Here is a 26463-nt window from a genome sequence, read left to right on the forward strand (position 1 = left end):
CTGACAAATCAGCCGTTTATCGGACAATATCGACCGTTCACCCGTAAATCCTTGTTGCTCTTCCAAAAATGTCTTACGTTGTCATTAACGAAATGACAACGTTGTCATTTCGCAATGCCTTCCTTAAGCGGGAAGGTTTCCGGGCAGTCCTGACCATCCATCGACGACCAGTTCCATCCACATGCATCGCGCATCAAGTAACAAAGGAGCTTTATGGACGCCATCGTAAAGATGCTCGAAAAGCATCAGCCGTTCTTTGAGAAGATCTCGAGAAACATCTACCTCCAGGCCATCAAGGACGGATTCCTTGGGTGTATGCCCATTGTCCTCACCTCTTCGATCTTCCTGTTGATTGCCACCCTTCCCGGCGTAGTTGGCATCACGCTGCCCCAGCCGCTCATCGACTGGTGCAATAAGCTGTACAACTTCACCATGGGCGTTATGGGCATCATGGTTGCCGGCACCACCGCCAAGAACTTCACGGCCTCCATGAACCGTCGCATGCCCGCCGGCAAGGTGCTCAACGACGGCTCCACCATGGTGGCCGCCCAGTGCAGCATGCTGCTGCTCGCTGTTACGCAGTTCACTACCAAGTTCGACGGCTCCGAGCTTTCGGTCTTCGATTGCACCAGCATGGGTACGCGCGGTCTGTTCTCGGCCTATATCGCCGCGTTCATTACCGTTTGGGTTTATAAGTTCTGCGTCTCGCGCGATCTGACCATTAAGCTGCCCAAGGAAGTCCCGGGCGCCATCGCTCAGAACTTCCGCGACATCATCCCCTTTGGCGGCGCCGTCATCATCTGCGGCATCATCGATGTCGTCGTGCGCAACCTCATGGGCGTTCCGTTCTCCGAGCTGCTCATCAAACTGCTCTCCCCGCTCTTTACCGCTGCAGAAACCTATCCTGGCCTTATCCTTATCCAGGCAGCCACCGCGTTCTTCTGGTTCATCGGTGTCCATGGTCCTTCGATTGTCCAGCCGGGCATCGACCCCATCCGTCTTGCCAACCAGGCCGAGAACCTGCAGGTTCTGCTGGCCGGTGGTCACCCCGCCCATTCCCTCACCTTCAACATGTCGCTCGTGGGTGAGTTCGGCGGCACCGGCGCCACGTTCATCGTGCCGCTTCTGCTGATTCTCTTCATGAAGTCCAAGCAGCTCAAAGCCGTCGGTAAGGCCTCGATCGTACCGGTCGCCTTCGCCGTCAACGAACCGCTGCTCTTTGGCGCGCCGATGATCCTTAACCCCTACATGCTCATCCCCTTTGTTGCCGCCGGCTGCGTCAACGTGAGTGTTGCCAAGTTCTTTATCGATAACGTGGGCATGAACGGCTTCTCCTTCGTGGTGCCTTGGGCTACCCCTGCCCCCATCGGCATTTTCATCACCACGAACTTCCAGCTTATCGCCCTGGTATTTGTCGCGATCATCATCTTGCTGGACGCCATCATCTACCTGCCGTTCTTGAAGGCGTACGATAAGCTGCTCTGCGACCAGGAGGCCGAGCGCGCCGCCGAGCTGGGTCTTGAGTCCGATGGTGCTGCCACCATCGCCGCCAGCACCTCTGAGCCCGCCGTCGAGCCGACCGCCGCTGCCGCCGACAGCAAGCCTGTCGCCGATCAGCCCGAGCCCGCCGCCGACGCATCCGCCAAGAAGGATGTCGATGGCCTGAAGGTCCTCGTCCTGTGCGCCGGTGCCGGCACCTCTGCCATGCTTGCCAACGCCATCAAGGAAGGTGCTGCGCAGACCGGAGAGAACATCGCTTCCTCCGCGGGCGCCTATGGTCAGCACACTGCCATCATGGATCAGTACGACGTTATCGTGCTTGCCCCGCAGGTTCGTAGCTACTACAACGACATGAAGGCCGACACCGATCGCCTGGGCATTAAGCTGCTCGCCCCGCGCGGTAAGGAATATATCGACCTTACTCGCGACCCCGCTGGCGCCATCAAGTGGCTCCGCGAGAACCTCGACTAGTTCCTCCCTCTGTTGGTGCCCGGATCCCCAGTTCGGGCACCTCTCCCTATTCGTATCCCGCAGAAAGGATGCCTCATGACCAACCCCATGCAGTTCCCCGACGGCTTTGTGTTTGGCGGCGCCACCGCCGCTTACCAGGTTGAGGGCGAGACCCGCACGCACGGCAAGGGCAAAGTGCCCTGGGACGATTTCCTGGCAGCTCAGGGTCGCTTCTCCCCCGATCCTGCAAGCGACTTCTACAACAAGTACCCGGTCGATATCGACCTGTGCCAGCGCTTCGGCATCAACGGTATCCGCGTCTCCATCGCTTGGAGCCGCATCTTCCCCAACGGTACTGGCGAGATTAACCCCGAGGGTGTTGCCTTCTATCACGAGCTCTTTGCCACCTGCAACAAAGCTGGCGTTATCCCCTATGTCACGCTCGATCACTTCGATACGCCCGAGGCCTTTTACCAGAACGGCGGCGAGGGTTTCCTGACGCGCACGACGATCGACGCCTTTGTCGAGTACGCCAAGTTCTGCTTTGCCGAGTTCACCGAGGTCAAGCACTGGTTCACGTTTAACGAGATTCCCGCAACCGCCGAGGGCAGCTTTATCGTCGGCAACTGGCCGCACGGCGAGAAGTACCGCCTGGACAAGGCCTTCCAGCTCATGCACAACATGATGGTGGCCCACGCCAAGGCTGTCGTCGCCTTCCATGAGGGCGGCTTTGAGGGCGAGATCGGCATTGTCCAGAACCTGGAGCCCAAGTATCCCCTCGACCCCAACAACGCTGCCGACTGCGAGGCAGCCCGCATGGCCGACGTCATCAACAACCGCTGGGTACTCGACGCCACCTTCCGCGGCCACTATGCCGCCGACACCATGGAGGCTGCGACCAAGCTGGCCCATATCGCCGGCGGCGAGCTCGACGTCCGCGACGAGGACATCGCCGCGCTGACCGCCGCGCTCCCCTACAACGATTGCCTGGGCGTCAACACCTACAAGTGCCAGTTCCTTCGTGCTGCCGAGGGCGAAAACGACATCAACCACAATGGCACCGGCGACAAGGGATCTTCGCGCTGGTTCCTCAAGGGCGTGGGCGAGTCGTGCGTGCGCGAAGGCGTTCCCACCACCGATTGGGACTGGATCATCTATCCCGAGGGCCTGTACGACCTGCTGCTGCGCATTAAGAACGATTACCCCAACTACAAGAAGATCTACATCACCGAGAACGGCATGGGCTATAAGGACGACTTCGAGGATGGCTTTATCGACGACGCCCCTCGTATCGACTACATGCGCCAGCATCTCGCGTGGATCCTCAAGGCGATCGACGGCGGCGTGAACGTCGACGGCTACTTTGTGTGGTCGCTGCAGGACCAGTTCTCCTGGACCAACGGCTACAACAAGCGCTACGGCCTGTTCTACATCGACTTTGAGACCCAGAAGCGCTATCCCAAGGCGAGCGCGTACTGGTACAAGAACGTCGCGGAGACCGGCCTGCTCATGGCCTAGTTTCCGCCGCATACCCCCTGTCGGCCGCATACGAATCCCTCCACGGGTTCGCATGCGGCCTTTTTGTTTTGGCTCGGCCCGAGCAGGTCGTTTGTCTCGATTTGTAACATCTAGCCGAATATTTCGGCCCTAGCTGTTACAAATCGAGACAAACAGAACGCCCGAGCAGAAATATCTCGATCTGTAACATCTAACTCGCTTTTAACCGTCTAACTGTTACAGATCAAGACAAAGGTGATGGCTGGGTAGACAAAATCTCGATCTGTAACACCTAGTCGAGTTTTTAGGTCCTAGCTGTTACAGATTGAGACAAACGGAATAGGCTGAGCCAAAAATCTCGATCTGTAACATCTGACTCGCTTTTGGCCGCCTAGATATCACAGGTTGAGACAATTTGATAGCGAAGTCCCCATTTGCGCGTCATATCGCGTAGCGCTGACGCGCTGGTTTCCACAATGACAGGAGGTAAAAGTCCTCCCGCATCGCCTGTTAGCAATCCAATAGCGTTAGCTAGCAGATGACCTGCGTGTGTTCCTCGATGGCGGCACGATCCTCGGCGGTAATACCCGGCTCGCACACCACGGCATCCAGGCTGTCCAGGCGGCAGAAGGTGTAGAAGTCGCGCTTGCCGATCTTGCTGGAGTCGGCGATCAGATAGCGCGAGTCTGCCTTGCTAAAAGCGAGCTGCTGGATACGGCCCTCGTCCATGTTGGACGTAGATACGTCACCGTCCAAGATGCCGTTGGCGCCGATAAACGCCGCATCGATACCCAGCGCACGCAGGGTATCCTCGGCCGTTGGTCCCACAAAAGCGGCGGTGCGGCGACGATACATGCCGCCCACGAGGCACAGGTCGCAGTCTTCGCGCGCCTCGAGCAGGCTAAACACCGAAAGCGAGTTGGTCACAATGCGCAGGCGGCACGCCGGCAGCATCGAGGCCATCTGCTCAACCGTGGTGCCCGTACCCAAAAAGATGGTCGAACCTTCCTCGATAAGCTCCACGGCGCGGCGCGCAATCTGCAGCTTTTCCTCGGCATGCTTGGTGCGCTTTTCGCTGTGCGAGTACTCGTGGCGCAACATAGCGTGGGGACGACCCTGCGCACTGCGGGCGCCGCCGTGCACGCGCTCGATCTCGCCCAGGCTCGCAAGCTCCTCAAGATCACGGCGGATCGTCATATCCGAGACGCCCAGCACGTCCGAAATCTCCTTGACCGAGACCGTGCCCTGCTCCTCGAGCAGCTGACGAACCTTATCCTGTCGCTCCGCTTTAATCACGATGAATCCTCGCCGTTCTTTGCGCGCATATCATTCAAACAGTAACGAACAAATTGTATCAGACTCGTGCGCGTCAAAAATGAACGCCCGCACAGCTCCAATCATCACTTTTTTGAGAAAAATACCCCCTGCTTTAGTGGGGTGTAGTGATAATCTCGCCTGTTCGCGCTACAGTTTGTCGGAAATACCTCGATGTTAGGAACCAAATGATCACTTCTGAGCTTTTCGGCACCGCGCCGTGCGGTACCCCCGTTCATCGTTACACCCTCAACGGGCCCGAGATCTGCGTTCGCATTATGGACTATGGCGCCACCGTGCTGGGTATCGATGTGCCCGACATTCCCGGCAACGTGCGCGATGTGGTGCTGGGCTTCGATAAGCTCGAGGATTACTTTGACAACCCCGCCTGCTTTGGCGCGACCATTGGCCCCGTGGCAAACCGCACTGCGGGTGCAACGATCACCATCGACGGTACGGATTGGCATATGCCCGCCAACGAGGGCGCCAACAACCTGCACAGCGATCTTGAACACGGCCTGCACAAGCGCGTGTGGGATGTTGAGCTCGACGAGGCTCACAACGCCGTGCGCATGACCACCTCACTTGAGGATGGCGAGTTGGGCCTGCCCGGCAACCGCACCTTTACGGCCGTGTTTACCGTGACGCACACCGGCCGCTTCCGTATCGAATATGGCTGCGAGAGCGACCGCGCCACGTACGTGTCCATGACCAACCACACGTACTTTAACCTTGCCGGTCATAATGCCGGCATGGACTGCGAGCACTTCTTTGTTGCTAACGCTGCCCACTACCTGCCCATCGACGACCAGAACATTCCTACTGGCGAGATTGCTCCGGTCGAGGGAACACCGTTTGATTTTCGCGAGTTACGCCCCGTCGCGCCTGGCATGGAGGCCGACCATCCGCAGATTAAGCAGGCACGCGGCTACGACCACTGCCTGTGCATTGGCGGCTATCAGTACGGCCGCAATCTGCGCCGTGCCCTGCACGTCGAGGAGATGTGGACCGGCCGCGAGCTGGACTACTACACCACCGCCCCGGGCGTGCAGCTCTACACCGGCAACTGGCTGGGCGACGAGCACGCCAAGGACGACGCCAACTATGGTTGGGGCGCCGGCTTTGCCCTCGAAGCCGAGATGTACCCCGACACGCCGCACCAGCCGCTGTTCCCGCAGGGCATTGTGGGCCCGGGTCACCCCTACAGCAATGTGATCGAGTACCACTTTATGAGGCACTAAGCCCGCAACGCGACATATCGCACAGCAGCGCCCGCCGGCACACCGCCGACGGGCGTTTTTCTACCTAGTTGTAGGCAACCAGGCACATCCCGGCTTGAGTGATTAGTGCATTTAACGTGAGAAAAGCCGTCAGAACACTTGCGCGGATTTGCGATGTCCCGTATCATAGACAGCCGTTGACGCCTCATCTGCGTCACCACATGGCCGCCAGCGTAGCTCAGTTGGTAGAGCACCGCTCTCGTAAAGCGGGGGTCACCGGTTCGAGCCCGGTCGCTGGCTCCATCGCACAAGACAGCCGCCTTCGGGCGGCTTTTTTGTTTTCGATTTTGAGTGCGCGCGCCCACCCACGCATCGCAACAGCGTCAGCTCCCCTATTCAAAAACAGAAACCCCGTTAATCGTGATTCCCCTAGGGAAAACACGATTAACGGGGTCGTAGCGTGCTTCCCTTAGGGAAAACACGCCAGCATACGAACAGCTCAGTCGGGCAGTTCGCTACTCCTCCCAGTAAGCGTCTGCAAGCAGCTTAAAGCAGATCTTCTTGACCGGCTGTGCGCCATCGCCCGGGAACTCGAGCGTGGGCATGTGCGGCTCGCCGGCAACAAACAGCGCAAACTTGTCGTCGGCAAGATCGCCGGCGATCGAGGCGTCGGAATCGACCAGATCGTAGTCGTCCTTCTCGTCAAACTCCTGGACCAGCGTCAGGCTGCCCGTGGCGACCTTAAAGGCCTCGCGACCCTCGACGTCGATCTGCAGGTCGTGATAGCGCTGATGCGTCTCATAGTGAGCCTCGGCCTCGGGACGCGTCGTGGGAGCCATGACGTTCGCAAAGACCTTGTCGCCCAGAATCGGATGGCTGCCGACCTCGAGCTGCGCCGGGTCGTTCTCCTCGAGCCAGTCGATCAGCACGTCGAGGCCCTTGAGCATTCCGCGATACTCCTCGATATCGCCCAATGCACCGTAAATCATCTAAATCCCCTCTCGAATCGTTTCTTTGGCGGCTACTCGGCAAACGCGTTACCGACGCTGTTGCCACCCACATACGTCTCGACCAGGGTAAGGTCGGGATTGAACACGACAAAATCGGCATCGCGGCCAGGCATAATGCTGCCACATTTATCCTCGACGTGAGCAGAGCGCGCGGGCACCTCGGTCGCCATGCGAATTGCGATATCGGCGCTCGCGAGACCCCAGTCGACAATGTTCTTGACACCCTGTGCGAGCGTGAGCACCGAGCCGGCGATAGCAGAGCCATCGGCAAGCCAGCAAAGGTTGTCCTTCATAATGACATCCATGCCACCGCTGGTGTACTTGCCCTCGGGCATGCCGCCGCAACCCAGGCAGTCGGTGATCAGCACTGTGTGCTGCCAGCCCTTGGCCTGCAGCAGCGCCTTAATAGCAGCAGGGTTCACGTGTTTGCCGTCGCAAATGATCTCGGCATAGGTGTTGGGCGTGGTCATAGCGGCCCCGACGACACCGGGCTCACGGTGATGCAGACCGCGCTGGCCGTTGTAGGTATGCGTAAAGCAGCTGGCGCCAGCATTGATGGCGGCAGCACACTCATCATAGGTGGCATCAGAGTGGCCGATGCAGGTCACGACGCCCCTTGCGCTCAGAGCCGCGGCGTAAGCGGCGGCGCCGTCACGCTCGGCCGCCATAGCGCTCTTGACGATTCGACCGCCGGCGGCCTCCTGCCACTCGTCAAAAACTTTCTCGGACGGGCCGATCAGATAAGCAGGGTTCTGGGCGCCCACATGCTTCATGGTAAAGAACGGACCCTCCAGGTAGATGCCCTGAATACGAGCACCGCAGAACTCAGGTCCGCGCTCCTCGTCCGCCTGTGCAATGGCAGCGCAGGCGTCCTTGATCTGCTCCACGCCGTCGGTAAAGGTCGTAGGCAGCCAGCTGGTGGTACCACGACGAGCGAGCTCGGTCGAGCTGATGTTGATACCCTCGGCATCATTATCGGTCGTGGCATGGTTATAGAAGCCATGAATGTGGGTGTCCACCATGCCCGGCGCAATCCATGTACCCGAATAATCTTTGATCTCACAAGCGGGCTCATCGGCCTGCCAAGCGCCAAAGACGCCATCTTCGACCATGAGGTAGCCGCCCAGCTGCGGCCCCGCCGGCAAAAAGAACTTGTCGGCCTTGATAGCATACGTGCTCATCTATGCTCCCGTACCCGCAGTGCGTTTTAGGGCGGATCAAAAACCACTGCATTGTTAATTCGAGCGATTGTTCGTTGCCTTCTACCGCTTGGCGCATTTTGCACCCGCCGCAAAACACACCAAGCCGTTTATACCCAATAACTCTAGACTGCGCGGTTGTGGTAGACCTTGTATTTAAACTGGTCGGCGCGCGCAACCGAACGCGTATACTCGATAACCTCGTTGTTCATGTCATATGTGGTACGAATCAAATCCAGGACCGGTGCGCCTTCGGCAATCTCGAGCAGACGGGCGTCGGAATGGCGGGCGATACTCGCGTAGAATTCTTCCTCTGCCACGCGAACTTTCTCGTGAAAGTCCTGCTCGATCATGTCGTACAGCGATTTGTTCTCGATCATGGGGCGCTTAAGCGCAAAGAACTTGCGACTCGGCAGATATGTACACTCAATCATCAGCGGCACACAATCGGCAATACGCAGGCGCTTGATCTTGTACAGACGCTCGCCAAGACGCGCGTTCATCTCTACGGCAATATTCTTGTCAGCCTCGACCTCGGTAAACTCAAGAATCGTCGTCTTGGGCACACGGCCGATTGCCTTCATCTGCTCGGTAAAGCTATAGATTTGCGAGAGGTTTGCCGTTTGCAGAGAGCGGTCGCACACCATGGTTCCACGGCCGCGCTGACGAACCACCAGGCCCAGGCGCTCAAGCTCCTGCAGGGCAAGGCGAACCGTCGTACGCGAGAGCCCGTAGCGTTCCGACAGGTCACGCTCTGACGGCAAATAGTCGCCGGGTCGAAGTTCGTGATCGATTTTATCGGTCAGCAAATCGACGAGCTGATCGTACAGAGGCTGTTTGCGCGCTCCCATTGCCATGATGATACCTGCCGGATAAATGACTCGAAATTGGTTGTAACCAGACACCACGTACTATAGCAGTTTTAACGGAATAACAGCAGGTCAACCAGCACATTGCAATATTGTTTACCGGTTAATTGCCCGTGTACTGTAATACCAATCGCACCGCCTCATCAAGTACCGAGGTAGCAAAAAGGGCCGCCCCCGCGGAGCGGGACGACCCTTTGCAAGACACGTACGTCTCTAAGGCTTAGAGAAGCTTCTTGAGCTCCTCGGCAACAGCCTGGACCTGCGTACCGATGATGACCTGGGTAGCACCCTTGTCCATCTTCATAACGCCCAGAGCGCCAGCCTTCTTGCAGGCAGCCTCGTCGACCAGAGCGGAATCGCCGAGCTCGAAGCGAAGGCGAGTAGCGCAGCAGTCAACGGTCTTAACGTTCTCCTTGCCACCGACGGCAGCGAGAACAGCGGCGGCCAGAGCGGCGAACTTGTCGTCGCCAGCAGCGGCGGAAGCGGAGGTTTCCTCGACATCCTCATCCTCGCGACCAGGGGTCATGAGGTTGAACTTGGTGATGGCGAAGCGGAACACGAGGTAGAAGACCAGGAAGGCAGCGATGCCCATCGGGATGATCATCCAGGTGTTGGCAGCAGCCGGGAGGCTAGCGGAGAACAGGAGGTCGGTAGCGCCAGCAGAGAAGCAGAAGCCAGCACGGAAACCAACATAGTAGGTGATGATGGTGAAGATGCCGTACAGGGCAGCGTACACAACGTAGAGCGGGAAGCACAGGAACATGAAGCCGAACTCGAAGGGCTCGGTGACGCCACAGACGAAGGCGCAGATGGCGGCGGAGACAACCAGGCCGATAGCAGCCTTCTTGTTCTTAGCGGTCTGAACCATAGCCAGGGCAGCGCCCGGGATACCGAACATCATGCAGGGGAAGAAGCCAGACATGTACATGCCGAGGCTCCACTTGACGTCGGCAGAGGTCTCGCCAGCCCAGAAGTGGGTCAGGTCGCCAAGGCCGATGGTGTCGAACCAGAACACGTTGTTCAGAGCATGGTGGAGACCAGTCGGGATGAGCAGGCGGTTGAGGAAGGCGTAGATGCCAGCGCCGATGCCACCCATAGCAGCGATACCCTCGCCCAGAGCGACGAGCGCACCGAAGATGAGGGGCCAAGCGAAGAGCAGGACGACGGAAACGACGATGCAGATGACAGCAGTCATGATGGCGACGCAACGCTTGCCGGAGAAGAAGGCCAGCCAGTCGGGAAGACGGGTGTCCTTGAACTTGTTGTAGCAGGTGCCACCGATGATGGCGGACAGGATACCAATGAAGGAGTTACCAGCGATCTTGGAGAACGCGATACCCTCGGTAGTGGCGAGCCAAGCGGTCTGGGCGTCGGCATCCATACCACGGATAGTGCCAACAACGGCAGGGTTCAGGAGCTGCTGAATCATCAGGAAGGCGACGAGGCCAGCGAGGCCAGCGGTGCCATCGTGATCGTCGGCAAGGCCGACAGCGGCGCCGACTGCGAACAGCCAGGCCATGTTATCGATAAGAGCGCCGCCTGCCTTGATGAGCAGGAAACCGGCGGTATAGGCAAAACCGGTAGTGTCACCGGCAGCACCCATGACTGCGGGAGCGAGCAGGTAGCCCACGCCCATAAGAATACCTGCGACGGGAAGCGCCGCGACGGGAAGCATCAGCGCTTTGCCGAGCTTCTGGAGGTACTTCATCATATGGTATCTCCTCCAACCTTTCTTTCGTTGTTCACCAACGAGTTCCATGTCCGCGCCTTGTGCATACCGGCTTCTCCGCTTGCCGGCATTGGTGCGCTAACTTAGACAACCCAGTCCCTATTTGGGGTTGCTGGTATGTACGGTAGCACACACTCAATTCAAACGTCCACCACATTTCGTTCAAATTACTATTTCGTTGCCAAACGGTTATTTTTGGCCCGTAAACGGTAATTTACGCAGGTAAACGTGCTGCTTTTCTTTCATTACCAAACTAATTCTTAGCAATTTCCATTCGATTTCGAATCAAAATTGGTTACTACCAGATGAACAGTGGTACCACATTGTTACTACCAGTTTGGCCGAAATCGTTTTCACTTTACATGAATAAAGTCTCCAAGAATTTGTATATTAAACCCCTCCTACTCCCTCTTCCCCGCCCTTTCCTCCAACGCAAAAAGCCCCCTAGAACGATTTCCGTTCTAGGGGGCTTCATCAGATATTTCGGCTTCGTACTCGAAGGCTCAGGTAATCTTTACGCAAACAGGCCGTAGATGCTGATATTGGCCTTGGCGTAGAGGCCGTTGGCGTACTCGGTCCACTTGGAGCTGGCGCTCGAAGCCTGCGAAGAGTACTGCTGGTAGGCGGTGTAATAGGCGGTCATGGCCTGCTTATAGGTAGCGCTATCGGCCGTAAAGGCATCGTCGGCAAAAGCCTTAGCGTAGGTGCTATCGGCGTCCTTCCAGGTACCCTTCTTGCTATCCCACTCGTCACCGGCAAGGTTGATGATGTAGTCGGCGTAGTCCTTGCTCGCAGTGTCCTCGTTGCCGTCAGAAGGCTCGGTCGGAGCGATCGGCATGCTTGCGGAGCTATCGCCCACCTTCTTCTTGTAGAGCTTCTGCAGCGTCGCGGACTGGCGGACGATCTGCTTGGCCTGGTCCTTGGACACGCCATACTGCGTGGCCATGGTCTTGTAGTCCGAAGTGCCGATGGAATCCTCGGCGTACTTCTTCATCTCCTTAGAAGAGACGGTGATGCCCTCGTCCTCGGCGGCGTCGAGCAGGATCTTGTTGCGCACGTAGGACAGGATAACGTCGGCAGAGGGAGCGGTGTAGTTGCCATCGCTATCCTTGACGGTATCAAGGCTGTACTGACTCTCGATGGCCTCGCGCGCGGTGATGTCGCTCTTCTTGCCGTTGTAGCTGTAGCTTGCCACGGTCGAATCGAGCTGGTCCTCGGTGAGGGTCGCCGAGCCGACGCCCTTGCCGCCAAAACCACCGTTGCCAATAAAGAAGCCGACCACAGCAGCGATCACGATGGCGACCACAAAGGCGGCAATCATCGTCTTCTTGTGCTTGGATGCGCTGTCGTCCACGTCGGAGTCATCGTCCTCGTCCTGCTCCTCAGGCATGAGGTTCTCGTCGGCGGCATCCGCGGCAATCTGAGCCTCCAGGCGGGCGTCCTCCTCCTCGGCGGTCGTGCCGGCAGCAATGTGCTCGGCAGACGTACCTGCGACCAGATCGATCTTCTCGTCCTCGTCACCGTCGGGGCCTTCGCCGCGCTCGATGATCTGGATGCCGTCGATCTCGTCCTTTTCGTCCTTCTTTTGAATCAGACCCATATCAGTTACTCCTTGTTAAGAAACATAGTCCTCAATAGAATACGCCCGACAGAGCGCCGGGCGTATTCATTCTCAGGTTATCCGCAAACGTATAAGTACCGCTTAGGCGTTTGAAAGCCGTATCCCCTTAGGCAAGATGCGCGATAACGGCATCGGCAAAGGCCTGCGTGCCCACGGCGCCCTCAATGGAGCCGGTCTGGGCACGACGCACGTCACCGGTAACCTGCTCGCCCTCGTCGAGCGTGGCAGATACGGCGGCGCGAATGCGATTGGCAGCGTCGTTCTCACCCAGGTGATCGAGCATCATAGCCGCAGACAGAATCTCGGCCGTGGGGTTAGCGATATCCTGACCAGCGATATCGGGCGCGGAGCCATGCGTGGCCTCAAAGATGGCACAGTCGGCTCCGATATTGGAGCCGGGGGCCATGCCAAGGCCGCCTACAAGACCGGCGCACAAGTCGCTGACGATATCGCCATACAAATTGGGCAGGACCAGAACATCGAAGTCGTTGGGGTTCTGAACCAGACCCATGCAGGTGGCGTCGACGATCTTGTCGTTGAACTCGATATCGGGATAGTTGGCAGCTACCTCGCGAGCCACGCGCAGGAACAGGCCGTCAGTCGCCTTCATGATGTTGGCCTTATGCACGGCCGTCACCTTTTTGCGGCCGCAGCGGCGAGCATACTCAAAGGCGTACTCCACAATACGGCGGCTCTTGGCGATGGAGATGGGCTTGATCGAGATGGCGGAATCCGCGGCGAAGGTTTTCTGACCCGAGCGCTCGACAAGCTGTGAAAGCTCCTCGACCTCGGCAGCGCCTTCGTCGAACTCAATACCAGCGTAGAGGTCCTCGGTGTTCTCGCGCACGATAACCAGGTCGACATCGCGGAAGCGCGAGCCATCGCCCGGTTGCGACAGGCAGGGGCGCACGCAGGCGTACAGATCGAAGTACTTACGCAGGGCAACGTTGACGCTGCGGAACCCCGTACCGACCGGCGTGGTGATGGGGCCCTTGATGGCAACTTTGGTCTGGGCGACGGCATCGAGCACATGCTGGGGCAGCGGCGTGCCAAACTCGTCCATGACGCCGGCACCGGCCTCCTGGACGTTCCAATTGATCTGGACACCGGCGGCCTCGACCACGCGGCGCATGGCCTGCGTAATCTCGGGACCGATCCCGTCACCGGGAATCAGGACTACATCGTGCGCCATAATCTGTTACTCCTCGTCTTCGGCGTCGTCAGATTTTTTAACGCTAGCACGCTTCTTCTTTTTGGAGAGATCCAGGCCAAAACGTTTAACAAGCATTTCGCAAATCTCGCTCGAACGGGCCTTGAGATAGCTGCCCTTGCCGTTCTCGGCATCGAACTTAAGGCGCAGCGCAAGCTTCTCGGCGATCTCGGCATCGATCTCGCCTTTGCCAAACTCGTACAGGCAGCCGAGCATATCGCGATACTCGAGGTCACCGTGGTAGCACTGGATGGCCTCGTCCAGGATGGGCCAAGCCTCGCGCGAACGCTCGACGCTCGTGGCACCCCACACGCACAGCAGGCGGAAGGCGGCATAGCGCAGCGTGGAGGAAATCTCGTCAAACAGTGCGGTCTCGGCGCCCTCAAAGGCATCGCCCAGCTGGTCGGGGCAGGTGGTGGCGAGCGCCGCCAGGGCATCGAGGGCCTCCCAGCGAGTCTGAGCCTCGGGCCGGTCGAGCGCCTCGATCAGCGCGGGCACGCAGGGCACGACGCGCTGCGGGTCGCGCTCGGCAAGCAGGTGCAGCACGCGGGCGGCAAACTGGCGGATACGGCGCGTGGGGCAGCCGAGCTCCTGGACCAAGCGGTCGACGGTGTTCTCGTTCTCCTCTGCCAGCTGAAGCTGTGCCAGCTCCTCGTCGGTGAGCTGTTCGTCTTTGTTTTCTGCCATAGTTACCTCTTCTTACTATTTCTTAGTGTGCCTGCCAGCACCCTTGCTGTCATCGGTGACCGAGATGAGCTGTCGGTCAGCCGCGCCATTGCGACGCGCGCGGCGGCGCTCCTCGGCGTCTCCTGCGTCGGCGGCGGCGCGATGAGCCTGGTTGACGTTAAAGACCTCATCGTGCTTGCGCCACGGACCAACGGACTCGCCAAAGCTCATCTTAAGGCCGGCGATAAAGCCGCCAAGCCAGCCGATCGGCGCAAACTGCACCAGCGGGAACAGCGAGAACACCCAGGTCAGCAGGACGACTGCCGCCGCTCCTGCAAAGTTGGCAATCCAGTAGTCGCGCTTGGTGACGACGCGCTTTTCGCACGCCCACTGGCCGCACAAAAAGCCAATGTAGATCGCAAAGAGAAAGAGCACTAGTGCAAGCACCACGAACGTCCAGCTCATGGGCGCTACTCCTCGTGATGGTGGCCGCAGCAGCACTCGTGGCCGTCGTCATGGCCGTGGCCGCCGCAGCACTCGTGGTCCTCGCCATGGTGGTGGCCACAACCGCACTCGTGGTCGTCGCCATGCTCGCCGCAACCACAGCCTTCCTCGTGAGCACCATGCTCCTCGGGACGATACTGCGACCAGTCCAGACCGGCGGCAATGGCGTCGGCCTCCTCCTTATAGAGGACATTGATGGCCTGGGTACCCAGCTTGGCACCACCGATGGCGTCGAGCATGTCATAGAGCGTAAAGGCCACGTCGGCGCCGGGCAGCGCAAGCTCGCGGTCGTCGGCATAGGCGAGCGCCAAGCGCAGGTCCTTGATGAAGTGCTCCACCATAAAACCGGGCTTGTAGTCGCCGTCGAGCGCCTTGGGCGCCAGGCTCTCCATGGCACCGGACTTGCCGGTGCCGCCCAGGATCATCTGACGGGTCTTCTCCATATCAAGGCCGCTCAGCTCGGCAAACGCCAGCGCATCGGCCATGCCGACCATGCAGGCGCCCAGCGACACCTGGTTGGCGAGCTTGGCAGCCTGGCCCTTGCCGGCGCCATCGAAGCAGCAGATGGTTGCCGCAAAGGTGGAAAGGATATCGCGGACCGGGGCAATGTCGTTCTCGGTAGCGCCCACGATAGCCGTAAGCGTGCCGGCGATAGCACCCGACTCGCCGCCGGTGACGGGGCAGTCAAACGCCATGCGGCCGGAAACCTGGGCGGCCTCGGCAATGTCGCGCGCCAGCTCGGGCGAGCTCGTGGTGAGGTCGATCAGGACCGCACCGGGTTTAGTGCACGCGAGCAGACCGTCGCCCGCCAGGTAGAGCTCCTCGACCTCGGAGGGATAGCCCACCATGGTAAAGACGACGTCGGCGTTCGCCGCGGCATCTGCCGGCGTATCGGCCCAGACGGCACCGCGCTCAACAAGCGCTGCAGCCTTGGACTTGGTGCGGTTGTTGACCGTGACGGGATAGCCAGCGTCCAGAATGTGGCCGGCGATAGGGGCACCCATGATTCCGGTGCCGATAAATGCGACAGAGAGCTTGTTTGCCATGAAACCTTTCCTTTTGGCTTGGGTGTTATTACCAGGTTGAATACTCGTTGCCAGCGTTTGAGCTGTGAGTCGAGGGCGATTACGGACGCAGCGCTTGCCTACTGGCCGCGCACGCGGCGGGCGATGCGGTCGGAAAGCGACGCCTTGTCGGTGCGGTTCTTGCCCCAAAACGCGCAGGCCACCATGCCGGGGCCCACGTGCGAGCCGATGGTGGGGCCCACGGAGCTGCGAATGATCGTGACGTCGGCGCAGCCCTCCTCCTTGCGGATGGCGGCTTCGAGCCAGTCACCGTCCTTTTCGGCATCGGCCGTCATGATGGCGATGGGCATGGTGCGATCGGGCACGTAGTTCTCGCGGAACGACTTGAGGATGGACTTGAGCGCCTTCTTGCGGCCGCGGTTGACGCCGATCAGCGACAGCGAGCCGGCAAGGTCGTAGGAGAGCTCGGGCTTGACGTCGAGCTTTGCCGTGAGCTGCGCCGCCGCGGGCGGAATGCGGCCGCCGGCAGCCAGCGCATCGAAGCTCTCGAGCGTAAAGTAGCCGTGCACGTAGGTCTTGGCCTCGTTTGCCCAATCGACCAGCTGCTTGGCAGTCAGTCCCGCCGAACGCTGGCGCACGGCCTCAAGCGCCAGGAGCTCGCCGGTCGCGCAGGGCAGAGCGTTGTCGACCACGTAGAGCTCAAAGTTGGGATACTCGGCGCGCACGGCATCTGCCGCCTGGCACGCGGAGTTGTAGCTCGACGACAGCGCCGAGGTAAAGCACAGGTAAACCGTGGGCGTGCCCTCTTTGGCGCACTCGGTAAAGAACTCGATATAGCGACCGAGCGACACAGCCGAGGTGGACACGCGGGCACCGGCGCGCATGCGGTCGTAGAACTCCTTAGGGCTCATGCTCGACCAGATGTCGTCCGTGCGCTCCTCGCCATCGATAATGAAAGGGAAGCCCAAGATATCGACATCGAGGTTCGCGGCGACCTCGGGGTTAAAGTCGCAGCAGGTATCGACGACGATACGGCAACGGTCCGAATGACCGGCGGATGCGGCCTTGTCCATCAAAGCGACTCCTTACGTAAAAAAGGCGGCCACCCGCATGGGATGGCCGCCAACCGTTAACTCATGCAAGTTAACGTATTTTACTCGTCAAGTGTTTCGATGCGGGGCTTGATGATGCCATATCCACCATTCTTACGGTGATACACCACATTGATGAGGCCAGTCGTCGCGTTCTCGAACACGTAGAAGTCGTGGCCGAGCAGATCGGTCTGCACCAGCGCCTGCTCCTCAGTCATCGGGGTGACATCGATGACCTTCTCGCGGACGAGCAGGTCGTCGTCCTCCTCGGGCAGCAGCAGGTCGGCCAGATCCTCGACGCGCTCGACCGGTGCGACATCCGCGGCGCTGGCACCGCCCTGGCGGTTGTCCACAACCTTGGTCTTGAACTTGCGCAGCTGGCGGGTGACCTTATCGGCGGAGAGATCGATGGCGGCATACATATCTGCGCCGTGCTCGGCGACGCGAATCACAGAGCCGCGGGCACGAACCGTGACCTCGACGATTGCCGGGTTGGGGTTCGAGGGGTTCTTCTCATAACGAAGCACGACGTCGACTGTCATGGGCTCGATATCGAAAACCTTGAGCGCCTCGCCGATCTTCTCGTCCACATGCGCACGCAGAGCATCGGTTACCGTCGTCTTGCGTCCAGAAACCTTGATATCCATACGTGGCTCCAATCTGCCTCGGGGACTTACTGTACTGGCTATGTACCCATTGCCGTGCATTTAATCACCCGAATTCCCAAAGGCCCGAATAACGACTGCTTGATACCGCATACCGAAGTCTCGCACTTTTCCGCGGCAAAGTGCGCTATATGAGGGCGTCGGCGGAGTTGGTTTTTCTCCTGGAAATTGCCCTTGAGCTGCTGGTTTTATCAAAATTGAAAAGCCGGGCTCCCCTATGGGGGAGACCCGGCCATGCGTGTTGAAACCGTGAAGAAGCGCCTTGTTCAATGTATGGCAGGCGCCACCCCTACCAATAACTAGCTATTGAGCTTGTTGATGTCATCGTCGGTGATGGCGCCCTCCTGGCTAGACGACGGGCTGTCGCCGTTGTTATCGGAGGTGTCGCCATCGGAGGGCTCGGTCTCGTTGGACGTAGATTCGGATGCCTGCACATTGGCCCCCGAAACAGTCTTGGCGGTAAGGTCATAGGGCATTTGGCCGTACCAGACGCAGTGGACCGCCTCGAGCGTGCCGTCGACCGTGATGTCGTCGAGGGCATCGCTCACGGCACGGCACAGCTCATCGTTAGAGCTAAGGCCTGCGACGCCAAGCGTGGAGGGCGTCTCGAGCGTGCCGACACAGGAGATCTGGCTCATCAGGCGCGCGAGGTAACCACCGGCCGTGGAATCACAGATCACGTAATCGACCTCGCCCGACTCGAGTGCCTCGAAGCACTCGTTGATGTTGGAGAAGGTCTTTTGGTTGGCCGTGATGCTCTGCTTGGCGAGCGCTTCCTGCGAGGCCGAAAAGGTCTGAACGCCCAGGGTAGCGGTGTTAAGCATTTCGGTGGAAACGCTCAACGACTCGCCGTCACTGCTCTTGCCGAATACGGCGGGGGCGTCGTACAGACAGGTGCCAAGCGAGCTGATATCGCCGTCCGTAGAGCTGACGTCGCCAATGAAGATATCGGCCTTTTTATCGCTGAGCGCGGAATCGGCCGAGGGCGCATCGACAAAGGCGACCTTGAGACCCATGCGGCATGCGAGGGCACGAGCGGCATCGACCGCATAGCCCGTGAGGTTTCCGTCGGCATCCTGCATGGCTTGCGGGGCATCGGAAGTATCGAGGGCGACCGTCAGGGTTCCCGGCGTGACCAGGGCATCGTCCGATACCGTGGGGGTAACGGTCTCGCGCTCGATCTGGTCGATCGTGGGCGTCGTGAACGTGGACAGTGGATTGAACGCGCACCCACTCAGGCCCAAAACGGCAATGACCGCCGCGGTCCCAGCACCCAACCGAGCTGCATGCATCAAGCTGCCCCTCACCATGTCCGCTACCCTGCCTTCTGTGTCGTATACGATCCGTGCCCTGCACGGAATATCGGGTTGTTCCCACCAGCTGACCTGGTATTTGACCCCACACTTGCGCACCGGGGCGTTTGCTCGGGAGGCCGCAGCCACCTTCACGACTGGCCCGCTCGCCCGCGAGGCGGTATTGCCCCAAAGAAAGTAGAACGGACGGTGCGGCTTACATCTAGGACGCGCCATGATCGCGCCGCGCGCACGCGGTCGCTTACGTGGATCCCTTTGACCGCGTCTGTCTTGGACTTGGATGGGCGCATTGCCCGTCCGCAACCACAGCCTGGCGGGAACGTAGCGCATTATAGCTAAGTTCAAGCTAAAGTTTAAGGTTAGGTCGTCATTCGCACCGCGAGTACAGATTTCGCAGGTCGGAGCGGACCGTGCGTGTTCCCATGAAGCCCAGAGCTCCCCTACGGGGAGCTCCGGGGCGCCCGCCTCGGGGTGCCGTGGCCAAAAAATGGCAAATATGAGTACTGTTACCAATTTTGTAACAGGCAATTTTGGCCTCTCGGACAGATTTTGCGCTCAGTGTCGCCAACCTGATGCTTAGTTATTCTACATTTGTTTATTATCTTTTTACTTTACGACGCCGCCGAGTCCTAAATTCCTTGATTTTGCTGTTACTGATTTAGTGACAGTACTCATATTTGCCATATTTTGGCCAGGGCATATGATTAACCCCCTATTTTCGACGCGAATTATACCGGCTTAAGCCCAAAACACGCCCGCAGCGTGTTAAGCAACGCCTCTTGCTTCTTCCTGCGGGCATCGACACGATTCCGGTACCGCTTTCGCATACGCTGGTGGATGCGCCATGCGAGTGCCTCCATTGCCTCCATGTCGCAAAGTATCTCGTTATTGACCGTCGCGACCTCGACTCCCATAGTAATCAAGCCCGTGTTGCGTTTTTCATCATGGACACGTCCCCTTCGAGAGGAATGACCAAGCTCACCGTTGTATTCCAGGTCAAACCGGGCTGTTTCCTGATACGCATCGCAAACTGCATACGGCATCCCCGAGATTGCCTGCGCGCGGTCATCGAACTCGATCTTGTAGTCGGTCTTAAAGGGACCGCAGGCAAATCCGCCATAGGAAAACGGAAGCGAAAACATGGCAAGCATGATGCACTCCAGGGGTGAGCGCAGGTTTTCTGACAGGTAGGGACACAGGCGTAGCAGTTGTTTGGCCGCACTCCCCTTGCATGCCGCAAGGTAATCTGCCAGGCGATCGGGCGTCAACACCGGCTCGACTTCAAAGTAGCCCACGTCTGCCGGTTGGTCCTTGTCCTTTGCAAGTCTATTCGCAACAGGCGAAGTATAGGGAGGTAGATACTTCCCGCGATCGCTTAGTGAAATCTTGGAACACAGTTCCTGGGCCAGGGCAAACGCCTGGATACAGCCGACCTCGCGGGCGACGGCAACACAAAGGGCCTCGGGAGATAGGCTGTACACCCCCGGTTCCACCTCTAGAATCGAGCCGACAGGCAACCCGGAGCACACGGACCAGCCCACGCCAGGCATGCGGCGGCGCTGCGCCGCAGATCCCACCAGCAAGCACAGATCTTCTTGCACCTCGCCGCTTTTGGCTCCAATTCGCACCAGGTCGGGAAGATAGATATCCTCGGTCGAAGGCGATGACGTACACAGCACGCGGCGCTCCTCCTCGGGCTCAAGGTCCTTCCAGCCGATGTAGCCCATCTGCCGGCGCTCGGCTCGAATCATACGCAACGCCGAGGCGCCCGTCAGGATCACGGAAGCCGCTAGCTGCTCTTTTGTCGGTTTGTCACACTGCCTGATTGTTACCGCCACACGAATCACCCCTACCAAACGCGTGCGATAGCGAGGCCATCGACGGCTTTGGCGCCGGCGCGCTTAAGCTCCGCCGAGGCCGCTGCCATTGTCGCGCCCGTGGTAATGACATCGTCGATGAGCAGCAGACGGCAGCCACGTACATCCTCGACCGTCTCGTACATGTCCCGGGCATGTTCCCGGCGCTCGGCGCGACCGAGTTCGCGCTGGTCGCCATGACCGTATTTGACCAAGGCGTCCAACAATGGCACGCCCGAAAGATCGCAAAACGAGCGCGCGATTGCTTCCATGTGATCAAAACCACGCCGCCGAAACGCCGCCGCAGTCGCGGGCACAAATACCACCGCGTCGACACCGGACAGCACGCCGCCGTAACGGTCGGGGGCTGCTACCTGGGCATGCAAGGCGGTGTCGTAGAGCAGCTCTGCCAGATACGGTGCCAGACGGCGCTCGCCCGCATCCTTGTATGCCTTGATGATGCGCGGCAACGGATGTGCATAGACAGCGCACACCAGGCAGCGATCGAGGGCCTTAGCCACCGTCGAAGACGCACCCTCGACCGAGCACTCGGTACACAGCAGGCCTCCAAACGGAGCGCCGCACCTCGTGCAGCTGTGGCGCGGATCGACAAGCGTGAGCGACGCCAGGCACTCCTGACAAATAAGCGCACCGGCACACTCGCAACCGGCGCATCGCGTGGGCGAAAGAACCTCGAGTGCCTCATGCGCCGCGCGCTCGGCAAACGGTAGCAATTCATCCGCAAACGGCAAGATGCCGGCACTCCGTAAGCGGCTCAAACCATTCAGACAGTTATTTATGACAAAACCCTCCCTACGCTTGGGCGAAGGGAGGGTTGTCGATTCAGTGCCATGATACCCCGTTGCACTTGGGGTCAGACAAGTCGAATCCGCTTGAGGGCGCTATTCGCCGGCAGGCGGTTGCGGTGCGGACGAGGTGTGGGTCGAGCCTTCGCCACCATCCTGGCGCGGCTTGCGGGAACGGCGACGGCGACGGCGCTTCTGACTCTGGTCGGCCGAACCCTCGCCACTGCGATCCTCACGCGGCTCGCGCTCGTCGCGAGCACCGCCGCGCGAAGCCTTGGCGGCAGCTCCTCCGCCATCGCCGGGGCGACGGCGCGTGACCTTGACTTCACCATCCGAAACCTGATCGGCCACAGAAGGAACCGAGGGTTTCTGCTGCGTGCCCGAGGAATGGCGACGGCGCGGACGCGGCGCACGCTCCTCCTCGCCACGTGGCCTGCCAGCCTTGTCGGCAGGCGCGTCGGAGGCCGAGGCACCCTTGGGAGCGGCACCGGCCTCGCGAGCGGCTGCGGCGCGGAAGGCGTCCTCGCGCTCCTCGCTCGACAGGTGGCGGCGACGACGGCGCGTGGGGTTCATGCCGCCGCCGCGGTTTTGCTGCTGGGGCTGCTGAGCCTCGCGCTCGCGAGAGGCGTTCTTGCCCGCGGTCTCGCCGTTGTCGACGGACGCCGCGCGCTTGCGGCGACGACGGCCGCCGGCCGCCTCCTCGGCCTCGGAAGCCTCGGCCTTGCCGCGGCCCTTTCCGCGGCCACGACCCTCGCCCTGGGCCTGACCGGCACAAGCATCGGATTCGGCATCGCGACGACGGCGCTTGGGCATCGACGTGCCGGCCAGACGGTCGGCACTCGACAGGCCATCGCCCACGTCGACGCCGTTCTCGCGATCGAGCTCCATGAGCGCCAGGCGCATCTCGGGCGACTCGATGCGCTCGAGCACATCGCGCGTCACGCAGTCGGGGCGGCAGCTGCAGCCCTGCTCGGCGGCCTTCTTTTTGCAGCCCTCCGAGCACGTCATATCGGCCAGGTTGACCTTAAAGACTTTACCGTTCTCCAGGCGCAGCACCAGCTGCTCACGTGGCGTGTCATATTCCTGGATACGCGCCTTGCCGAGCGGCGTATCGATGAGCGTCTTCTTTTTGGGCGCACGACTCTTAAAGTCCTTGTACGCCTCGAACTCATAGCGCAGGCAGCACATCAGGCGGCCGCACACGCCGCTGATCTTAGACGAATTGAGCGGCAGGTCCTGCTCTTTTGCCATGCGAATCGAGACGGGCTCAAACTGTCCGCCAAAGCGCGTGCAGCAGAGCTCCTGTCCGCATTGGGCATAGCCGCCCACCAAGCGAGTCTCGTCGCGCACGCCAATCTGGCGCATGTCAACGCGAATGTGCAGCGTCGAGGACAGGTCCTTGACGAGCTGACGAAAATCGACGCGCTCCTCGGCCGCAAAGTAGAACACGGCTTTCTCGCCGCCAAACAAGTATTCGACACCCACCGGCTTCATCTCGAGATCGAGATCTTTGACCAGACGGCGGAAATCGACCATGGCCTCATCGCCCTGGATGGCCAGGTCGTCGGCAAGCTGCAGGTCGATATCGCTCGCCACACGCAGCACGGGCTTGAGCGGCTGACCGATCTCGTCTTGCGGCACCTCAAAGGGATCGGCCGTGACCAGGCCGATCTCGGTTCCGCGCTCGGTGGAGCAAATGGCATAATCGGCCTCGAGGATATCCAGATCCTGCGGGTCAAACCACAGGTCGCGCGAGGCGTAGGTAAACTTAACGGGTACGACTAACGGCATTTCAGTGCCTTCCTAATATCGAACAGCATGACCTCGATGACCAGCTGGGGAGTAACGTTTCTGGCAATGTTGCGCTCGGCGGTCGCGACCGCCTCGAGCGCCCGGGTGGCACCCGCAACATTCGTCGCGGCGGCAAGCCGCCCGATCGTGTCGCGCACGTCCTCGTTCACAATGTCTGCCGCCTCATCCTGAAGCGTCAGCAGCACGTCGCGCATGAGCGTCCGCGCGCTCGCCAGCGCTTCCATGATACCCGAACGCTCGCGCGCATTGAGTTCGCGCTTGTTGCGGTCCTCAAGCTGCTTCAATGCTCCACGCGACAGATAATCGGCGTTTTGCTCGAGCACCTTTTCCTGCGTGGACTTGACCTCGGCGAGCGGAGCCTTAACGGCGACGATGAGCGACTTGGCGCGGCTGAGTACATCGGCCTCGTCGGCAGCGATGAGCGAATCGATGGCGCGGATCATCTGGCGGCGAGCATCCTGGCGCTCGGCGCTCTTAAGGAACTCGATGCCGCGCGTGGGGCTCCCCGCCACGGCGACCGCCATGCGACAGCGTGCGAGATCCTGGCCCGTCGCGCGGCTCACGGCCTTCGTGGCCACGGCGGGCGACACCAGCCGAAACGGCACGCACTGGCAGCGGCTCACGATGGTGGGCAACATCACGTCTGCCGAGGTGCCCAGCAAGATAAACATAACGCCCTCGGGCGGCTCCTCGAGCGTCTTGAGCAGTGCGTTGGCGGTGTTGGCGCGCAGCTGCTCGGCACGGTCGATGATGTAGACCTTGGCCTTGGCACGGATGGGCGCCAGCGGCACGTCGTCGAGCAGCTCGCGGGTCTGGGCGATGAGGTAGCCCGTGGCGCTCTCGGGCGTGTAATAGTGCACGTCGGGGTGCGTATGGCGGGCGACACGCACGCAGCTATCGCATGAGCCGCAGCCGTCCTGCTCGCACAGGAAGGCTTGGGCGAGCGCCCAGGCGGCATCGAGCTTGCCGGCACCGGGAGCGCCCAAAAACAGGTAGGCGTGCGATGCGCGGCCGCTGGCGACGGCGTTGGTCAAAAAATCGCGTACGCGCTCTTGGGTGTCGAGCTTGGCCAGCAGGCTTGCCTGAGCGGGGGCCATGTTACTCGGCCTCCTGGGCAAGCGTGGCGGTGACGGCGTCCTGGGAAATGTCGAGACCGTACGCGCGAACCCGCTCGACCGTCTGCGCGAAGACGTCCTCGATGGAAGCGGTGGCGTCGATGAGCTTCACGCGATCTGGCTCCTCGGAGGCAATGGCACTAAATCCCTGGTAAACGCGCTCCTGGAACGCCATGCCCTTGGCCTCCATGCGGTCGACCGCACCACGGGCGGACATGCGCAGCGCCGCCTGCTCGGGCGTGATGTGATAGACGAGCGTGAGCGCCGGGTGCGTCCCCGTGACAGCAAGGTTGTTGGCGTCGCGTACCATCTGGCGATCGAGGCCGTCGGCAAACGCCTGGTAGCAGGTCGTGGAATCATAGAAGCGGTCACACAGGACCACCTTGCCGGCCGCAAGGGCGGGAGCTATGACCTCGTGCACCAGCTGGGCGCGTGCGGCCTCGTAGAGCAGCAGCTCGCAGGTATCCCCCATCGCCGTATTGGCGGGGTCGAGCAGCAGGGCACGGATCTTTTCACTAATGGCGGTACCACCCGGCTCACGCAGGGTCACGACCTGGTAGCCAGCGAGCTCGAGCGCACGGGCCAGCAGGCGCGCCTGCGTGGACTTACCGGCACCATCGACGCCCTCGAGCGTGATAAAGCTATGTTGAGCGGGCTCAAAAGCCATGGGCGCAGTCCCTTCCTACAAGGCGCGTAAATGCAGATATATCAACCAAATCATGATACCCCAGGGGCAGGCGCACCCCAAATCCAACCTAGTCATTGGGGACGTTCTTAATTGACTGGTCGTTTAAGAACGTCCCCAATGACTAAAGGTGCCTTTCCAAAGTTGCGGTGAAATAGGGACTGACTGAAGCTCTAAGACCGCCAAACAGTCCCTATTTCACCGCAACTTATGATGGGGAATTTTGGATGCTTGGTATAATCGTCGTATGGCATTGAAATGTGGCGAAAGGAGTGGCAATGTCTCGGTATTGCGCCTCGTGCGGCAAGCTTCTTGCAGATAATGCCAAGTTCTGCACCTCGTGCGGTGCACCCGTTGAGCAAATAGCCGCGAGCGATAGCCAGCCCGCTTTTGAGCAGACCGGGCCCCTTGATACGCCGCAAGCCAAGGCGGACGATCCCCTCGCTTATCGCCCCGACCCCGCCGCAAGCCCCGCGGCCGTCGAGACCACGCAGTGCATACCCGTCGCGAGTGGCTCGCCCCAACAGCAGCCGGCTCCCGCATACGCGCCTGCTTCGCCACAGACCCCCGCTCCCAAAAAGAGCGGCACCGGGGCGCTTGTCGCCGTTATCGTTGCGCTGGTGGCAATCATCATCGCCCTGGTCATCTTCTTTGTGATCAAACCGTTCGACAACTCTGCCACGCAGACGACTGCCGAGGTTACCAAGCTGCACCACGATGTTGACGATGATGACCTCAAACCTCTCGGCGACCCCAATAGCCTTTACGACGATGACGATGACGACGAGGACGAGGCTGGCGGCGAAGCAACCCTCTCCGAGCAGAACCTCTACCGTCGCCTGAGCGAATACTACGACCTGCTCGAGGACCTCGATAGCCAGGTCCGCGCCTGCGCGCAGGACTTCAATGGTAGCTATCTGGAAGAAGATCGCACCACCCGTCAAAATCTCGCCGACGTCGCCGAGCGCACGGAGGAGACCATCGAGCAGTATTACGATACCGTCGAGGACCTGGACGTCCCCATGAGCTCCAAGAACTACCACTCCTGGAAAGACATCATTGCCCTGTATGACGACCTGGATCACCGCATCGACGCGATCTGCGATGCCTGGGAGATCAGTCTAAAGTACGCAAAGCCCTCGGACCATAAGGACGAAATCGTGGCGCCGCTGGCACGCGACAACGAGCCGGGAACCAGCAGCAACAAGTATCGCTTGGACTTTGAGGACCGCTATCCCAGCGCCAAACCCGTCGAGGTGAACTAGCGTTTTGTCGTTCCCGAGCTGGCAGTTAGGGACGTTCCTAC

General features: G+C 60.0%; 22 protein-coding genes and 1 tRNA gene. 5 read left to right on the forward strand and 18 right to left on the reverse strand.

From position 1 onward, the window contains the following. Positions 1-213 precede the first annotated feature (213 nt). Together ACQRC0_RS05975 and lacG are read left to right on the forward strand one after the other, a co-directional pair. A complete protein-coding gene (locus ACQRC0_RS05975; RefSeq protein WP_427718981.1) occupies positions 214-1971 on the forward strand; it encodes a PTS lactose transporter subunit IIBC in 1758 nt (585 codons plus the stop codon). Between the two features lie 75 nt (positions 1972-2046). Next, entirely contained in the window at positions 2047-3468 is a 1422-nt protein-coding gene (lacG, locus tag ACQRC0_RS05980; protein ID WP_260699522.1) for a 6-phospho-beta-galactosidase, read from the forward strand. Positions 3469-3978: 510 nt separating this feature from the next. Here lacG and ACQRC0_RS05985 read toward each other — a convergent pair. Next, entirely contained in the window at positions 3979-4743 is a 765-nt protein-coding gene (locus ACQRC0_RS05985; RefSeq protein ID WP_427728591.1) for a DeoR/GlpR family DNA-binding transcription regulator, read from the reverse strand. 206 nt (positions 4744-4949) lie between these two features. Between ACQRC0_RS05985 and ACQRC0_RS05990 the strand changes: the two genes are divergently transcribed. Together ACQRC0_RS05990 and ACQRC0_RS05995 are read left to right on the forward strand one after the other, a co-directional pair. Then, positions 4950-6002 carry an aldose epimerase family protein gene (locus ACQRC0_RS05990; protein ID WP_427728593.1) on the forward strand — a complete coding sequence of 351 codons (1053 nt, stop codon included), beginning with the start codon at positions 4950-4952 and terminating at the stop codon, positions 6000-6002. 206 nt (positions 6003-6208) lie between these two features. Further along, a tRNA-Thr gene (locus tag ACQRC0_RS05995) sits at positions 6209-6284 on the forward strand. Positions 6285-6496: 212 nt separating this feature from the next. On the opposite strand, the gene ACQRC0_RS06000 is transcribed toward ACQRC0_RS05995, so the two are convergent. From ACQRC0_RS06000 to tmk, 17 genes are all read right to left on the reverse strand, one after another. After that, a complete protein-coding gene (locus tag ACQRC0_RS06000; RefSeq protein ID WP_117654927.1) occupies positions 6497-6970 on the reverse strand; it encodes a YhcH/YjgK/YiaL family protein in 474 nt (157 codons plus the stop codon). A 32-nt stretch (positions 6971-7002) separates the two neighbouring features. After that, positions 7003-8172 (reverse strand): N-acetylglucosamine-6-phosphate deacetylase, encoded by a 1170-nt coding sequence (gene nagA, locus ACQRC0_RS06005; RefSeq protein ID WP_427728596.1) that lies wholly within the window; start codon positions 8170-8172, stop codon positions 7003-7005. 143 nt (positions 8173-8315) lie between these two features. Beyond that, positions 8316-9047, reverse strand: coding sequence for a GntR family transcriptional regulator (locus ACQRC0_RS06010; RefSeq protein WP_427718969.1), 732 nt, complete (start codon positions 9045-9047; stop codon positions 8316-8318). A gap of 232 nt (positions 9048-9279) precedes the next feature. Further along, the gene (locus ACQRC0_RS06015) at positions 9280-10770 is read right to left on the reverse strand and encodes a PTS transporter subunit EIIC (RefSeq protein WP_427728598.1); all 1491 of its coding nucleotides are present in this window, start codon (positions 10768-10770) and stop codon (positions 9280-9282) included. Positions 10771-11302: 532 nt separating this feature from the next. Next, entirely contained in the window at positions 11303-12388 is a 1086-nt protein-coding gene (locus ACQRC0_RS06020; RefSeq protein ID WP_427728600.1) for a hypothetical protein, read from the reverse strand. A 127-nt stretch (positions 12389-12515) separates the two neighbouring features. Next, positions 12516-13601 (reverse strand): isocitrate/isopropylmalate dehydrogenase family protein, encoded by a 1086-nt coding sequence (locus ACQRC0_RS06025; RefSeq protein ID WP_427728602.1) that lies wholly within the window; start codon positions 13599-13601, stop codon positions 12516-12518. Between the two features lie 6 nt (positions 13602-13607). After that, positions 13608-14306, reverse strand: coding sequence for a hypothetical protein (locus tag ACQRC0_RS06030; RefSeq protein ID WP_427718960.1), 699 nt, complete (start codon positions 14304-14306; stop codon positions 13608-13610). Positions 14307-14321: 15 nt separating this feature from the next. Continuing rightward, on the reverse strand, positions 14322-14750 hold the full coding sequence (locus ACQRC0_RS06035; RefSeq protein ID WP_427728604.1) for a hypothetical protein: 429 nt from the start codon (positions 14748-14750) through the stop codon (positions 14322-14324). A 5-nt stretch (positions 14751-14755) separates the two neighbouring features. After that, positions 14756-15835, reverse strand: a complete 1080-nt coding sequence (locus ACQRC0_RS06040; protein WP_427718955.1) for an NAD(P)-binding domain-containing protein — start codon at positions 15833-15835, stop codon at positions 14756-14758. Positions 15836-15933: 98 nt separating this feature from the next. Beyond that, a complete protein-coding gene (locus ACQRC0_RS06045) occupies positions 15934-16887 on the reverse strand; it encodes a DegV family protein (protein ID WP_427718953.1) in 954 nt (317 codons plus the stop codon). A gap of 80 nt (positions 16888-16967) precedes the next feature. Further along, a complete protein-coding gene (gene hpf / locus ACQRC0_RS06050; protein ID WP_055285508.1) occupies positions 16968-17552 on the reverse strand; it encodes a ribosome hibernation-promoting factor, HPF/YfiA family in 585 nt (194 codons plus the stop codon). A 317-nt stretch (positions 17553-17869) separates the two neighbouring features. Beyond that, on the reverse strand, positions 17870-18862 hold the full coding sequence (locus ACQRC0_RS06055) for a substrate-binding periplasmic protein (RefSeq protein ID WP_427728621.1): 993 nt from the start codon (positions 18860-18862) through the stop codon (positions 17870-17872). 749 nt (positions 18863-19611) lie between these two features. Continuing rightward, on the reverse strand, positions 19612-20721 hold the full coding sequence (locus ACQRC0_RS06060) for a hypothetical protein (protein WP_427728607.1): 1110 nt from the start codon (positions 20719-20721) through the stop codon (positions 19612-19614). A gap of 11 nt (positions 20722-20732) precedes the next feature. Further along, positions 20733-21491, reverse strand: coding sequence for a ComF family protein (locus ACQRC0_RS06065; protein WP_427728610.1), 759 nt, complete (start codon positions 21489-21491; stop codon positions 20733-20735). A 150-nt stretch (positions 21492-21641) separates the two neighbouring features. Further along, complete coding sequence (locus ACQRC0_RS06070; protein WP_427728612.1) at positions 21642-23336, reverse strand: PSP1 domain-containing protein; 1695 nt, start codon at positions 23334-23336, stop codon at positions 21642-21644. After that, positions 23327-24454 carry an ATP-binding protein gene (locus tag ACQRC0_RS06075; protein ID WP_427728614.1) on the reverse strand — a complete coding sequence of 376 codons (1128 nt, stop codon included), beginning with the start codon at positions 24452-24454 and terminating at the stop codon, positions 23327-23329. The genes ACQRC0_RS06070 and ACQRC0_RS06075 overlap by 10 nt, the downstream gene beginning before the upstream one ends. A 1-nt stretch (position 24455) precedes the next feature. Continuing rightward, positions 24456-25139: a dTMP kinase gene (gene tmk / locus ACQRC0_RS06080; protein WP_427728615.1), complete on the reverse strand. Its 684-nt coding sequence runs from the start codon at positions 25137-25139 to the stop codon at positions 24456-24458. A gap of 296 nt (positions 25140-25435) precedes the next feature. Between tmk and ACQRC0_RS06085 the strand changes: the two genes are divergently transcribed. Beyond that, complete coding sequence (locus ACQRC0_RS06085) at positions 25436-26422, forward strand: zinc-ribbon domain-containing protein (RefSeq protein ID WP_427728617.1); 987 nt, start codon at positions 25436-25438, stop codon at positions 26420-26422. Positions 26423-26463: the final 41 nt, after the last annotated feature.

Origin of the sequence: Collinsella sp. SGI.033 (assembly GCF_050315135.1) — a bacterium.
Taxonomy (GTDB): domain Bacteria; phylum Actinomycetota; class Coriobacteriia; order Coriobacteriales; family Coriobacteriaceae; genus Collinsella.